Below are 12,993 nucleotides of genomic sequence, written 5' to 3' on the forward strand. Positions count from 1 at the left end.
CAGCTCACGACTCCCTTGGGCGACCGATGTCGCCCAGCCAGAGCGCCGCGGGTGCGTGCGCCGGCACGGCGGGGGAGCGCGGAGCCACCGGGGACACCCGGGCGTAGGGCGCGCCGAGCGGAGGACGCGGATCAGGCTCGCCTCGGTTGGGCCAGAACGAGACCGCGCGCTCGGCCATCGCGGTGATGGTCAGAGAGGGGTTCACGCCGAGGTTGGCCGAGACGGTGGAGCCGTCGATGACGTGCAGGTTCTCGTAGCCGTGCAGCCGGTGGTGCGCGTCGACCACCCCGGTGGAGGAGGTCTCGCCGATCGCGCAGCCGCCGATGAAGTGCCCGGTCGTCGGGATGTCGAACATGTCGGCCCAGCCCGCCCCCGCGATGCCGTTCATCTGCCGCGCTGCGCTGCGAGCGAAGGTGTGGGCCTCGGGAAGCCACGTGGGATTGGGCTCGCCGACCCCCTGGCGCGTGGTCATCGTCCGTCTGCCGGTGATCCGGCGCTTGCGTGTGTAGGTCGTCAACGAGTTGTCGGCGCTCTGCATCACCAGGAACGCCACCGTCTGCTGCGACCAGCGTCGTGGGTCGTGCAGCCGGCGCAGGTCGGCTCGGCGCGCCCACATCTCCTTGAGGGCGACCGCCATCCGCCTGCGGTCGGGCACGGGGTCGGTGAGCACCGCCATCATCAGGCCCATGGTGTTGGAGCCGTGGCCGTAGCGGCACGGCTCGACATGGGTGGACTCGTCGAGGTGGATCGAGGAGGTGATCGCCACGCCCTCGGAGTAGTCGATGTCGTCCCCCCGGGCGCGCACGCCGAGCACCGCCTCGGAGTTGGTCCGTGAGAGCTCACCGAGACGGGGTGAGATGCGTGGGAGGCTGCCGGAGTCGCGCAGCTTGTGCAGCAGCTTCTGGGTGCCCATCGCCGCGGCCGCGAAGACGACGTGCTCGGCGGTGAAGGTACGCCGGCCGCGGCGCGTCGTACGCCCCGTGCGATGGGTCTCGACCGCATAGCCGCCCGAGTCCCGGGGCCGGACATCGGTCACGGTGGTCAACGGGTGGACCACCGCCCCGGCTTCCTCGGCCAGATAGAGGTAGTTCTTCGGCATCGTGTTCTTGGCGTTGTGCCGGCACCCGGTCATGCACTCGCCGCAGTGCAGGCAGGCGTTGCGGTCGGGACCGGCGCCACCGAAGTAGGGATCAGGCACCCGCTCACCGGGACCGGTTCCGAAGCTCTCGCCGAACAGGACGCCCACCTGGGTCTGACGGTAGGTCCGCGAGACGCCGAGCTCGTCTGCCACCGACTGCATCAGCTCGTCGGCCGGGGTCACCCGCGGGTTCTCGTCCACACCCAGCATCCGCTTGGCCTGGTCGTAGTGCGGCGCCAGCTCGTCGGCCCAGTCGGTGATGTCGCGCCACTGCGGGTCGTCGTAGAAGGCTCGGGGCGGCTCATAGAGGGTGTTGCCGTAGACCAGGGAGCCGCCGCCGACCCCTGCTCCGCTGATCACCAGGATGTTGCGGAGCAGGTCGAGACGCTGGATGCCCGTCAGGCCCAGCGCGGGGGCGAACAGGTAGTCGCGGCTCTTCCACGACGTCTGTGCGAACTCGTGGTCGGCGAACCGGCGTCCTGCCTCGAGCACGCCGACCCGGTAGCCCTTCTCGGTGAGCCGCAACGCGGTGACGCTGCCGCCGAAGCCGGAGCCGATGACCAGGACGTCGTAGTCGTGCCCGGGGATGGAGTCGGGGGTGGAGTCGAGGGCGGAATCGGGGGTGGAGTCGGGAATCGGGGGCTCCTCGGGTCGTCCGGCATCAGCGGGGCTGCGTCGCGAAACGTAGGGCCAGAATTGACACGCGTCAACTTCATGCACGATGGTGCCCGTCCCATGACCTCGAGGGTGGAGCTGAGATGGCGGACGACGACCTGATGGCACGGCTGCCGGACGGCTGGGAGCTCGACGACGCCAGCCCCGAGGAGATCGAGGAGGAGCGGCAGGTCCGGGTGCCGTTCACCGAGAGCCTGCGCGAGCTCGTGGACCTCGGCATCCGCAGCGAGGTCGGCCTCGACGACGTACGCCGGGCGCGGGAGCACATCGAGGCGGCCAACGAGCTCCTGCGGGGCAAGGTGGCCCCGCACTCGTACGGCGTCCGCATCGGCAACGGGACCGGCCGCAACTGGGGCAACGCGATCATGGGGCTGCGCAACGCGATCGCACCGCCGCTGGCGATCGAGAGCGACGGGGTCAGCCGGTCGTGGTGTGAGTTCACCCTGGGAGCCGCCTACGAGGGCCCACCCAGGCTGGTCCACGGGGGAGTCACCGCGCTGGTCCTGGACCACGTGTTCGGCGCCGCAGCGGGGGCCGACCAGGTGCCGCGGATGACGGGGACCCTGTCGATCCGCTACCGCCGCGGCACCCGCCTCCACGTCCCCCTCCGCGCCGAGGCGTGGGTCGACCGTGTCGAGGGGTGGAAGTCCTTCGTGGTCGGGCACCTCGCCGACGAGGAGGGTGTCACCGTGGAGGCCGAGGGAGTCTTCATCCGGCCCCGCTGGGCACGCGTGTAGGCCGCGGCAGACGGTACGGTCGAGCGATGACGGACAACGACCCCGGTTTCATCGAGCTCGTCGGCGCCCACCAGCCCGAGGCGGAGGACGGGACCGCGCACCTCTCGGTCGAGGTGGACGAGCGGCACCTCAATCCCGGCGGCACCGTGCACGGCGGCATGCTCGCCACGCTGGTGGACACCACCATGGGCGCCGCCGTACGCAGTGCCATCGACGAGGAGCTCCCGGCGACCAGCCAGCTCACGATCACCTACCTGCGACCGGGCAAGCCCGGCACCCTCGAGGTGACCGCGAAGGTGAGCAAGCGGGGGGACAGCCTCACCGTGTGCGAGGCGGACGTGGAGCAGGACGGGAAGCCGCTCGTGCACGCGCTGGCGACCTTCGCCCTGGTGGGGAAGAAGTGACCAAGGTCACATCCTGAACCATCGTTGGTCCCTCCGTTGCTGACCGTCCCCGACGAACAGTGGAAGGTGTGGCGCCGGAACTCGGTCCGCGCCAACGCGTCGGCGGTGAGGGGCCCAGGCGATGGCATCAGCCAGCACCGGCACCCGGACCGGAGCGCCCGTCGTGCCGGCTCGCGCGTGGATCACGCTGGTCCTCGCCACGGTCGGCTTCGCGATCAACTTCTGGGCCTGGGCGCTGCTGAGCCCGCTGGGCCCGCTGCTGCGCACCGAGGGCCGTCTCGGCGACCTCTCCGAGTCCGACGTGGCGCTGCTGGTGGCCGTGCCGGTCATCGTGGGCTCCCTGGGCAGGATCCTCGTCGGCGCCTGGACCGACCGGTTCGGGGGCCGGATCATGTTCCCGCTGGTCTCGGTGGCCACGATCTTCCCGGTCCTGTTCATCGGGTTCTTCGCCCTCGACAGCTACGCCGCCCTGCTCGTCGCCGGCTTCTTCCTCGGGATCGGCGGCACGGCCTTCGCCGTGGGAGTGCCGATGGTCAACGCCTGGTTCCCGCCGGAACGCCGTGGCCTGGCGACGGGAATCTTCGGCGCAGGCATGGGCGGCACCGCGATCGGCGCGCTGACCACGGTCACGCTGTACGACGACTACGGGGAGTCGTCTCCCTTCGTCCTCACCGCGTCGTTCCTGGCCGTCTACGCCGTGGTGGCCTGGGTCTTCATGAGGGACGCCCCCGGCCGGACGGTCCCGGAGGGAAGCCTGGGGAGCCGGCTCGCGGCCAACGCCAGGCTCCCGATCACCTGGCAGGCGTGCATCCTCTACGCCGTCGCATTCGGTGGGTACGTCGCGTTCTCGGTCTACCTGCCGACGTACCTCAAGACCGCCTACGGCCTCGAGGCCGGTGACGCCGCCAACCGGATGGCCGGCTTCGTGGTGATCGCGGTGGCGATGCGTCCCGTCGGGGGGTGGCTCTCCGACCGGTTCGGCGCCATCCCAGTGCTTGCCGTCGGCTACGCCGTCGTGGTCGCCGGGGCCGGGGTCGCCGCGGGGAACCCGGTGCTCGAGTGGCTCGGCACGATCGCCTTCCTCGCCATGGCCGCAGCCCTGGGCTCGGGCAGCGGCGCCACGTTCGCCCTGATCGCACAGGTCACCGACCCCAAGCGCGTGGGCGGGGTGACCGGGCTCGTCGGCGCCGCGGGCGGTCTCGGCGGGTTCGTGCCTCCGCTGGTGATGGGCTACATCTACGGCCAGACGGACTCCTACGCCATCGGGCTGGTGCTCCTCGCCGTCGCCGCCGCGCTGACGCTGGTGCTGACCCTGACCGTCGTACGCCGGACCGCTGAGCGGAGCCGCACATGACCGAGATCCTCGACCCGCTGGGCGACGCGATGATCCGCAGCCGCCGGTTCTTCACCAAGGGTGAGGTCTCCGACGACCTGCGCACCCTGCACCGCAAGGGTGGCCGCGGGGCCGACAGCTTCTACCGCGACCGGTGGAGCCACGACACCGTGGTGCGCTCCACCCACGGGGTCAACTGCACCGGGTCGTGCTCGTGGAAGGTCTACGTCAAGGACGGGATCATCACCTGGGAGACCCAGCAGACCGACTACCCCTCGGCAGGCCCCGACTCCCCGGAGTACGAGCCTCGCGGGTGCCCACGTGGTGCCGCGTTCTCCTGGTACACCTACTCGCCGACCCGGGTCCGCTACCCCTACGTCCGCGGGGTGCTGCTCCAGCTGTACCGGGAGGCCAAGGCGCTGCACGGCGGCGACCCGGTGCGTGCCTGGGAACACATCGTGGAGACCCCCGAGCTGGCGCGCGCCTACAAGTCCGCCCGCGGCAAGGGCGGCCTGGTCCGCGCCACGTGGGACGAGGCCACCGAGATCATCGCGGCGGCCCACGTGCACACGATCAAGGAGTACGGCCCGGACCGGGTCGCGGGCTTCTCCCCGATCCCGGCGATGTCGCTGGTCTCGCACGCCTCCGGGGCCAGGTTCGTGAACCTGGTCGGCGGCTCGATGCTGAGCTTCTACGACTGGTACGCCGACCTCCCGGTCGCCTCTCCCCAGGTCTTCGGCGACCAGACCGACGTGCCCGAGTCGGGGGACTGGTGGAACGCCGGCTACCTGATCATGTGGGGCTCGAACCTGCCGGTGACCAGGACGCCCGACGCGCACTGGATGACCGAGGCGCGCTACCGCGGGCAGAAGGTGATCGCGGTGGCCCCGGACTACGCGGACAACGTGAAGTTCGCCGACGAGTGGCTGTCGGCGAAGCCGGGCACCGACGGGGCCCTGGCGATGGCGATGGGGCACGTCGTGCTCAAGGAGTTCTTCGTCGACCGGCACACGCCGTACTTCACCGAGTACGTGAAGAAGTACACCGATCTGCCCCACCTCGTCCGGCTCGAGGAGGGGGCGGACGGGGTGTTCCGGCCGGGGAAGTTCCTCACGGCCGCGGACCTGGTTTCGACAAGCTCAACCACCGAGGACGGCTCAACCACCGAGGACGGCTCAACCGGCGGGGCGGGGGAGAACGCGGAGTTCAAGACCGTCCTGGTGGACGCGCGGACCGACGAGGCGGTGGTGCCGAACGGGTCGCTGGGGCACCGGTTCGGTGAGGCCGGGGTGGGGAAGTGGAACCTCGACCTCGGCGAGGTGGACCCGAAGCTGTCGTTGCGCGACCCGGTGGGTCCATCGGTGCGGGTGCGGCTGCCGCGCTTCGACACCCCCGACGGTGCGGCTGACGACCTCGTCCGCGGGGTCCCCGTGCGGCACGTGGCGGGGCACCTGGTGACCACGGTCTTCGACCTCCTGCTCGCGCAGTACGGCGTGGGGCGCGAGGGGCTGCCCGGCCAGTGGCCCACGTCGTACGCCGACGCGGACTCGCCGTGCACCCCGGCCTGGCAGGAGCAGATCACCGGCGTCAAGGCGGAGACGGCCGCGCGCATCGGTCGCGAGTTCGCTCAGAACGCAGCCGACTCGAAGGGCCGCTCGATGATCGTGATGGGGGCCGGCACCAACCACTGGTTCCACTCCGACACCATCTACCGGGCGTTCCTGACCCTGACCAACCTCACCGGCTGCCAGGGGGTCAACGGCGGGGGATGGGCGCACTACGTCGGCCAGGAGAAGGTGCGCCCGATCACCGGCTACACCCAGGTCGCGAACGCCCTGGACTGGAACCGGCCGCCGCGCAACATGATCCAGACCGCGTTCTGGTACCTGCACACGGACCAGTTCCGCTACGACCCGTTCGGTGCCGACACGCTCGCCGCGACCACGGGACAGGGCCAGCTGGCCGGCAAGACCACCGCGGACGTGATCGCGCAGAGCGCCCGGATGGGGTGGATGCCGTCGTACCCGACCTTCGACCGCAACCCGCTCACGATCTGCGAGGACGCTGCCGCCGCGGACAAGCCGGTGGCGCAGTACGTCGTCGACCAGCTCCGGTCCGGGGACCTGTCGTTCGCCGGGGAGGACCCGGACGCCCCGCAGAACCACCCGCGGATCCTGTCGATCTGGCGCGCCAACCTGCTCGGCTCCTCCGGCAAGGGCAACGAGTACTTCCTCAAGCACCTGCTCGGGACCGGCTCCTCGCTGCGGGCGACCGAGGCGCCGGAGGGCCAGCGGCCCAAGGACGTCCGGTGGCGCGAGGAGGCACCCGAGGGCAAGCTCGACCTGCTGATGACGATCGACTTCCGGCAGACGAGCACGACGATCTACTCCGACGTCGTCCTGCCCGCGGCCACCTGGTACGAGAAGCACGACCTGAACACCACCGACATGCACCCGTTCGTGCACTCGTTCAACCCGGCGATCGCGCCGCCGTGGCAGACCCGGACCGACTGGGACGCCTGGCAGAGCATCGCGGCGAAGTTCAGCGAGCTCGCCGCCGGCCGCCTCGGGGTGCGCAAGGACGTGGTGGCGGTGGCGCTCACCCACGACACCCCTGACGCGATGGCCAACCCCCACGGCGTGGTCCGGGACTGGAAGAAGGGGGAGTGCGACCCGGTGCCCGGCGTCACGATGCCGAAGCTCGTCGAGGTGACCCGTGACTACGGTGCCGTCGCGGAGAAGATGAACGCCCTCGGCCCGCTGATGGACACGTTGGGGGCGACCACGAAGGGGGTCACCTTCGAGCTCTCCGAGCAGGTCGACTACCTGCGCCGGAAGAACGGCGCCGTCCGCGGGGGAGTGGCCGACGGGCGGCCCTCGCTGCTGCGCGACGTGCACGTCTGCGAGGCGATCCTGGCGATGTCGGGCACCACCAACGGCAAGCTGGCGACGCAGGGGTTCAAGACGCTGGAGCAGCGCACCGGCGTACGGCTCGCCGACCTCGCCGAGGAGCACGCGGGCAAGCAGATCACCTTCGCCGACACCCAGGGCCCGCCGGTGCCGGTGATCACCTCGCCGGAGTGGTCCGGGTCGGAGTCCGGCGGCCGGCGCTACTCGCCGTTCACGATCAACGTGGAGCGGCTCAAGCCGTGGCACACGCTGACCGGGCGGATGCACTTCTACCTCGACCACGACTGGATGGCCGAGCTCGGCGAGTCGCTCCCGGTCTACCGCCCGCCGCTGAACATGGCGTCGCTGTTCGCCGAGCCGGTCCTGGGCACCACCGACGGGTCGGCGGGCGTGGAGGGGCTCGCCGTGCGTTACCTGACCCCGCACAACAAGTGGTCGATCCACTCGGAGTACCAGGACAACCTGTTCATGCTCTCGCTTTCCCGCGGTGGCCAGAACATCTGGATCAGCGACCGCGACGCGGCGAAGGTCGGGATCGAGGACAACGACTGGATCGAGGCCGTCAACCGCAACGGGGTCGTGGTCGCCCGGGCGATCGTCTCCCACCGGATGCCCGAGGGGACGGTGTTCATGTACCACGCACAGGACCGGCTGATCGACGTACCGATCGCGGAGGCCTCCGGTCGCCGGGGCGGGATCCACAACTCCTTGACCCGGCTGCTGGTCAAGCCCAGCCACCTGATCGGCGGCTACGGCCAGCTCGCCTTCGCCTTCAACTACCTCGGCCCCACCGGCAACCAGCGCGACGAGGTCACGATCATCCGGAAGCGCTCACAGGACGTGGAGTACTGAAGATGCGAGTCATGGCCCAGATGGCGATGGTGATGAACCTCGACAAGTGCATCGGCTGCCACACCTGCTCGGTGACCTGCAAGCAGGCGTGGACCAACAGGTCCGGCACGGAGTACGTCTGGTTCAACAACGTGGAGACCCGGCCCGGGCTCGGCTACCCGCGCACCTACGAGGACCAGGAGCGGTGGCAGGGCGGCTGGGAGCTGGGCAGGCGGGGCCGGCTCCGGCTCAAGGCCGGTGGCCGGTTCAAGAAGCTGCTCACGATCTTCGCCAACCCCAAGCTGCCCTCGATCGACGAGTACTACGAGCCGTGGACCTACGACTACGCCACCCTCACCGACGCCCCGGCCCAGGAGCACTCACCGGTGGCCCGGCCGAAGTCGCTGATCTCGGGGAAGGACCTGAAGATCGAGTGGTCGGCGAACTGGGACGACGACCTCGGCGGCTCCACGAAGACAGCCCACCTCGATCCGATGCTGGAGAAGATCGGCGACAAGGTGAAGTTCGAGTTCGAGCAGACGTTCATGTTCTACCTGCCGCGGATCTGCGAGCACTGCCTGAACCCGTCGTGCGCGGCGTCGTGCCCCAGCGGCGCGATCTACAAGCGCGAGGAGGACGGCATCGTCCTCGTCGACCAGGACCGGTGCCGCGGCTGGCGCGAGTGCGTCACCGGATGCCCCTACAAGAAGGTCTACTTCAACCACCGCACCGGCAAGGCCGAGAAGTGCACGTTCTGCTTCCCGCGGGTCGAGGTGGGCCTGCCGACCGTGTGCTCGGAGACCTGCGTGGGTCGGCTGCGCTACATCGGTCTGGTGCTCTACGACGCCGACAAGGTCCTCGCGGCTGCCTCCACCGAGGACGAGCACGGTCTCTACGAGGCCCAGCGTGAGGTGTTCCTGGACCCCGCCGACCCCGAGGTCGTCCGCGAGGCCGAGAGGGCCGGGATCCCGCACGACTGGATCGAGGCGGCACAGCGATCGCCGATCCACGCGCTGATCAACACCTTCCGGGTGGCGCTTCCCCTGCACCCGGAGTACCGCACGATGCCGATGGTCTGGTACATCCCGCCGCTGTCGCCGGTGGTGGAGGTGGTCCGCGAGACCGGCGAGGACGCCGAGGACCAGCGCAACCTGTTCGCGGCGATCGACGCGCTGCGCATTCCGGTGGAGTACCTCGCGGAGCTGTTCACCGCCGGCGACGTACGGCCGGTGGACGCCGTGCTGCACCGGCTGGCCGCGATGCGCTCCTACATGCGCGACATCAACCTGGGCCGCGACCCCGACGGGTCCATCCCCGAGTCGGTCGGGATGAGCGAGGAGGACATGTATGACATGTATCGCCTGCTCGCCCTCGCCAAGTACGACGAGCGCTACGTGATCCCGCCCGCGCACGCGGAGCAGGCGCACTCGCTCGAGGAGCTCGCCACCGAGTGCTCGCTGAACTACGAGGGCGGCCCGGGCATGGGCGGCTCGGGACCGTTCGGGGAGGGCTCCGGCGCCCCCACGCCGATCGCGGTCGAGAACTTCCAGATGCTGCGCAGCCGGCAGACCTCGGACTCGATGGCGGGTCCTGAGGGCAAGAACGAGCGGGTGAACCTGCTCAACTGGGACGGCAAGGGCTCACCCGGCGGGCTGTTCCCGCCACGCGCCGGCGAGGGGGAGGACGAGTGACCCGGCGCAGCCGGCCGAGGCCGGCGCACTCCGAGCAGACGCTGACGCTGGCCTGGCAGGCGGCGTCGCTGCTGCTCGACTACCCCGACGAGCCGCTTCGCGAGCAGCTCCCGGTGCTGCGCTCGGTCGCCCGGGCGCTCCCCGACCCGGTCGGCCCCTCGATCGGGGAGTTCCTCGCCCACCTCGCGGCGACCGACCTCGGTGTGCTGCAGCAGGACTACGTGGAGACCTTCGACAGCAGACGGCGCTGCAACCTGTTCCTGACCTACTTCGCCCACGGCGACACCCGCAAGCGCGGCATGGCCCTGCTCCGGTTCAAGCAGACCTACCTCGAGTCCGGGTTCGAGCTCAGTGATGCCGAGCTGCCCGACCACCTCTGCGTCGTGCTCGAGTACGCCGCGACGATCGACCACCGTCGCGGACGGGACCTGATCCTCGACCACCGCGCCGGCCTGGAGCTGCTGCGCCTCTCGCTGGGCGGCCTCGGCTCGCCCTGGGCCACGGTGGTCGACGCGGTGTGCGCCACGTTGCCGCCGCTGCGGGGCGAGGAGCAGGACGCCGTACGCCGACTGGCCGCCGAGGGTCCTCCGGAGGAGGAGGTCGGCCTGGCCCCCTTCGCCACCCCGGAGTTCAGCCCCGGAGCACCGCACGGCGAACAGGTGGCGCTCCCGATGCCGACCTTCCCGGGAGCGCGAGCATGAACGAGTTCCTCTGGATCATCGTGCCGTACCTGTGCCTGGCCACGTTCGTGGTGGGGCACTTCTGGCGCTACCGCTACGACAAGTTCGGGTGGACCACCCGGTCCTCGCAGCTCTACGAGAGCCGGCTGCTGCGCATCGGCAGCCCGCTGTTCCACTTCGGGATGCTCGGCGTGGTCGGCGGCCACGTGCTCGGCCTGCTGATCCCGCAGTCGTGGACCGACGCGGTGGGGATCAGTCCCGAGGCCTACCACGTGATCGCGGTCGTGGGCGGACTGATCGCGGGGCTGATGACGGTCGTGGGGATGGCGATCCTGGTCTACCGGCGCCGCACCGTCGGCCCGGTGTTCTCCGCGACCACGGGGATGGACAAGTTGATGTACGCGTTCCTGGCGACGGCCATCGTGCTGGGCATGTGGAACACCGTCGCGGGTTCCATCCTGACCATCGGCGGTGACTACAACTACCGCGAGGGCGTCTCGGTCTGGTACCGGTCCTTCCTCGCCTTCCAGCCGGACGCCGACCTGATGGGCGAGGCGCCGCTGGGCTTCCAGCTGCACGCGCTGGTGGCCTTCGGGTTGTTCGCGCTGTGGCCGTTCACCCGGCTCGTGCACGTGTTCAGTGCCCCGCTCGGCTACCTGACCCGGCCCTATATCGTCTACCGCAGCCGCGACGACACGCAGCTGGGCATGCACGGGCCGCGCCGCGGCTGGGAGAGCATCGACCGTTGAGGCCCCGTTGAGGCCCCGTGCCCCACGACCACGCACAGATCGGAAGCAGATGGACAACACCTCACTGACCGCGCTCGCCCGGGAACAGCTCGACCTCGCGCGCTCCTCCTCCAGCGGCCGCAGCGCGAAGACGGTGTACGGCGGTCAGGAGCACATCCTGCGCCAGACGGTGATCGCCCTGGTCGCCGGTCAACTCCTCGACGAGCACGAGAACCCGGGCGAGGCCACGGTGCACGTGCTCCAGGGCCGGGTCCGGATCGTCTCCGGCGAGATCGTCCGCAAGGGCGCGGCCGGCCACCTGGTCGTCGTGCCCGACGCCCGGCACACGCTGGAGGCCGACGAGGACTCGGTCGTGCTGCTCACCACCGCCCTGCACCGCTGAGCGGCAGGTCGCCGGGGCCTCAGCCCGCCGGGACGAAGCCCTCCGACTCCTCGCCGTCGATCAGGTAGCGGCCGTCCTCGAACTTCAGCTTGAGCACGGTCGGGCCGGGCCCGTTGGCGAAGTTGTCGAACCGGACCTGGTAGCTGACCACCAGGTCCTCCGGGTCGGCGGAGATGCTCAGCACGCGACCGTTGGTCGCCGGCGTCCAGAACCGGCGATACCTCTCGAACCCGCCGCTCTCCCGCTGGAACTTGGGGGTGAGCATCTGCCAGGACTGCGCCGGGTCCTCCGCCACCGCGCGCACGTAGTCGCGGATGAAGGTCTCCATCCCTTCCGCGGTCGGCTGGGGGGCGGCGCTCTCGGTGGCGGAAGGAGTCGGCGACGGTTTCGGTGTCGCCTGGTCGGTGGCCGGGTCGTCGCCGGAGAGGACTGCGTACAGCGCCACGGCGACGGCGAGGAGCAGCGCCACCAGGGCCAGCCCGATCCCGAGCGCCCGGCCCCGGGGGCCCCGGGAGCGTCGCTCGCGGGCCGGAGCCACAACAGCGGGCGCGACGGTGGTGAGCGGTTGGGTCGAGGACTCCGCCCGGGGCGGCACCGGGTGCGCGGGGTCGCGCAGGAAGTCGCGCACCTGCTCCATCGTCCAGCGCCGGCCGGGGTCGCGGACCATCGTGCCCTCGAGCATCGGGTTCATCCAGCCTGCGTCGATGCGCGGCGGCTCCTCGTTCACGATCCGGTAGAGGCCCCCGAGCACGTGGTCGCCGATCTCGTACGGCGGCCGGCCGGCCAGGAGATGGAAGGCCGTCGCCCCCAGTGACCACACATCGGCCGACTCGGTGCTGCCCTGGCCGGTGGCCACCTCCGGGGCGAGGTAGGCCGGTGACCCGGTGACCAGGCCGGTCTGGGTCAGGGAGGGGTCGGTGGCGATCCGCGCGATCCCGAAGTCGGTGAGCTTCGCGTTCCCGGAGCGGTCGACCAGCACGTTGGAGGGCTTCACGTCACGGTGCACGATGCCGGCGGCATGGGCCTCGACGAGGGCGTCGGCGACCTGTCCCAGCAGCGGCGCGGCCTCGTCGGGGGAGAGAGCGCCGCGCTGCTTGACCAGCTCGGCGAGGGTCAGCCCCTCGACGTACTCCATCACCAGCCAGTGGGCGTCGGTGGCGGCGTCCACGACGGTGTCGAAGACCGCGACAACGTGCGGGTGGTTGAGGCGGGCGCTCAACCGCGCCTCGCGCTCGGCGCGTGCCAGGTCGGTGCCGTCGGCGCCCGGCAGCATGCCGATCCGCTTGAGGGCGACCGGCCGCCCGAGCACCTCGTCACGACCGAGCCAGACCACGCCGGTGCCGCCTCGGCCGACCTCGCGCTCGAGCGTGTACCTACCTGCGATCACGGGTGTCCTTCGGTCGAGATGTCGATGCCGGGGACCATCGTAGGCAACGGCGTGGCGATGAGATGGGTGTGTGACCC

At 70.5% G+C, this 12,993-nt stretch carries 10 protein-coding genes; 8 read left to right on the plus strand and 2 right to left on the minus strand.

Going from position 1 to position 12,993, the window contains the following annotated elements; genetic code table 11:
* Positions 1 to 4 precede the first annotated feature (4 nt).
* Positions 5 to 1,858, minus strand: a complete 1,854-nt coding sequence (locus AC4BGB_RS00515; protein WP_490544008.1) for an FAD-dependent oxidoreductase — start codon at positions 1,856 to 1,858, stop codon at positions 5 to 7.
* A gap of 38 nt (positions 1,859 to 1,896) precedes the next feature.
* Here AC4BGB_RS00515 and AC4BGB_RS00520 point away from each other — a divergent pair, with 38 nt between their 5' ends.
* The 8 genes from AC4BGB_RS00520 to AC4BGB_RS00555 all read left to right on the plus strand — a co-directional run bounded on the left by AC4BGB_RS00520 (position 1,897) and on the right by AC4BGB_RS00555 (position 11,529).
* Complete coding sequence (locus AC4BGB_RS00520; protein ID WP_490544009.1) at positions 1,897 to 2,550, plus strand: PaaI family thioesterase; 654 nt, start codon at positions 1,897 to 1,899, stop codon at positions 2,548 to 2,550.
* Positions 2,551 to 2,576: 26 nt separating this feature from the next.
* Entirely contained in the window at positions 2,577 to 2,954 is a 378-nt protein-coding gene (locus tag AC4BGB_RS00525) for a PaaI family thioesterase (protein ID WP_490544010.1), read from the plus strand.
* 121 nt (positions 2,955 to 3,075) lie between these two features.
* Positions 3,076 to 4,308, plus strand: coding sequence for an MFS transporter (locus tag AC4BGB_RS00530; RefSeq protein WP_490544011.1), 1,233 nt, complete (start codon positions 3,076 to 3,078; stop codon positions 4,306 to 4,308).
* Entirely contained in the window at positions 4,305 to 8,048 is a 3,744-nt protein-coding gene (locus AC4BGB_RS00535; RefSeq protein WP_490544012.1) for a nitrate reductase subunit alpha, read from the plus strand. The genes AC4BGB_RS00530 and AC4BGB_RS00535 overlap by 4 nt, the downstream gene beginning before the upstream one ends.
* A gap of 2 nt (positions 8,049 to 8,050) precedes the next feature.
* Positions 8,051 to 9,718: a nitrate reductase subunit beta gene (narH, locus tag AC4BGB_RS00540; RefSeq protein ID WP_490544013.1), complete on the plus strand. Its 1,668-nt coding sequence runs from the start codon at positions 8,051 to 8,053 to the stop codon at positions 9,716 to 9,718.
* Positions 9,715 to 10,419: a nitrate reductase molybdenum cofactor assembly chaperone gene (narJ, locus tag AC4BGB_RS00545; protein ID WP_490544014.1), complete on the plus strand. Its 705-nt coding sequence runs from the start codon at positions 9,715 to 9,717 to the stop codon at positions 10,417 to 10,419. The genes narH and narJ overlap by 4 nt, the downstream gene beginning before the upstream one ends.
* Positions 10,416 to 11,147: a respiratory nitrate reductase subunit gamma gene (narI, locus tag AC4BGB_RS00550; RefSeq protein WP_490544015.1), complete on the plus strand. Its 732-nt coding sequence runs from the start codon at positions 10,416 to 10,418 to the stop codon at positions 11,145 to 11,147. The genes narJ and narI overlap by 4 nt, the downstream gene beginning before the upstream one ends.
* A gap of 49 nt (positions 11,148 to 11,196) precedes the next feature.
* On the plus strand, positions 11,197 to 11,529 hold the full coding sequence (locus AC4BGB_RS00555; RefSeq protein WP_490544016.1) for a cupin domain-containing protein: 333 nt from the start codon (positions 11,197 to 11,199) through the stop codon (positions 11,527 to 11,529).
* Positions 11,530 to 11,548: 19 nt separating this feature from the next.
* On the opposite strand, the gene AC4BGB_RS00560 is transcribed toward AC4BGB_RS00555, so the two are convergent.
* On the minus strand, positions 11,549 to 12,916 hold the full coding sequence (locus tag AC4BGB_RS00560; protein ID WP_490544017.1) for a serine/threonine-protein kinase: 1,368 nt from the start codon (positions 12,914 to 12,916) through the stop codon (positions 11,549 to 11,551).
* Between the last annotated feature and the right edge of the window lie 77 nt (positions 12,917 to 12,993).

This window comes from Nocardioides sp. Z30_9, from assembly GCF_058215735.1.

Bases quoted from the DNA above. Each gene is read 5' to 3' on its own strand.
- AC4BGB_RS00525 (WP_490544010.1), top strand. From the start codon at position 2,577: ATGACGGACAACGACCCCGGTTTCATCGAGCTCGTCGGCGCCCACCAG.
- narH (WP_490544013.1), top strand. From the start codon at position 8,051: ATGCGAGTCATGGCCCAGATGGCGATGGTGATGAACCTCGACAAGTGC.
- AC4BGB_RS00555 (WP_490544016.1), top strand. From the start codon at position 11,197: ATGGACAACACCTCACTGACCGCGCTCGCCCGGGAACAGCTCGACCTC.
- AC4BGB_RS00535 (WP_490544012.1), top strand. From the start codon at position 4,305: ATGACCGAGATCCTCGACCCGCTGGGCGACGCGATGATCCGCAGCCGC.
- AC4BGB_RS00520 (WP_490544009.1), top strand. From the start codon at position 1,897: ATGGCGGACGACGACCTGATGGCACGGCTGCCGGACGGCTGGGAGCTC.
- narI (WP_490544015.1), top strand. From the start codon at position 10,416: ATGAACGAGTTCCTCTGGATCATCGTGCCGTACCTGTGCCTGGCCACG.
- AC4BGB_RS00530 (WP_490544011.1), top strand. From the start codon at position 3,076: ATGGCATCAGCCAGCACCGGCACCCGGACCGGAGCGCCCGTCGTGCCG.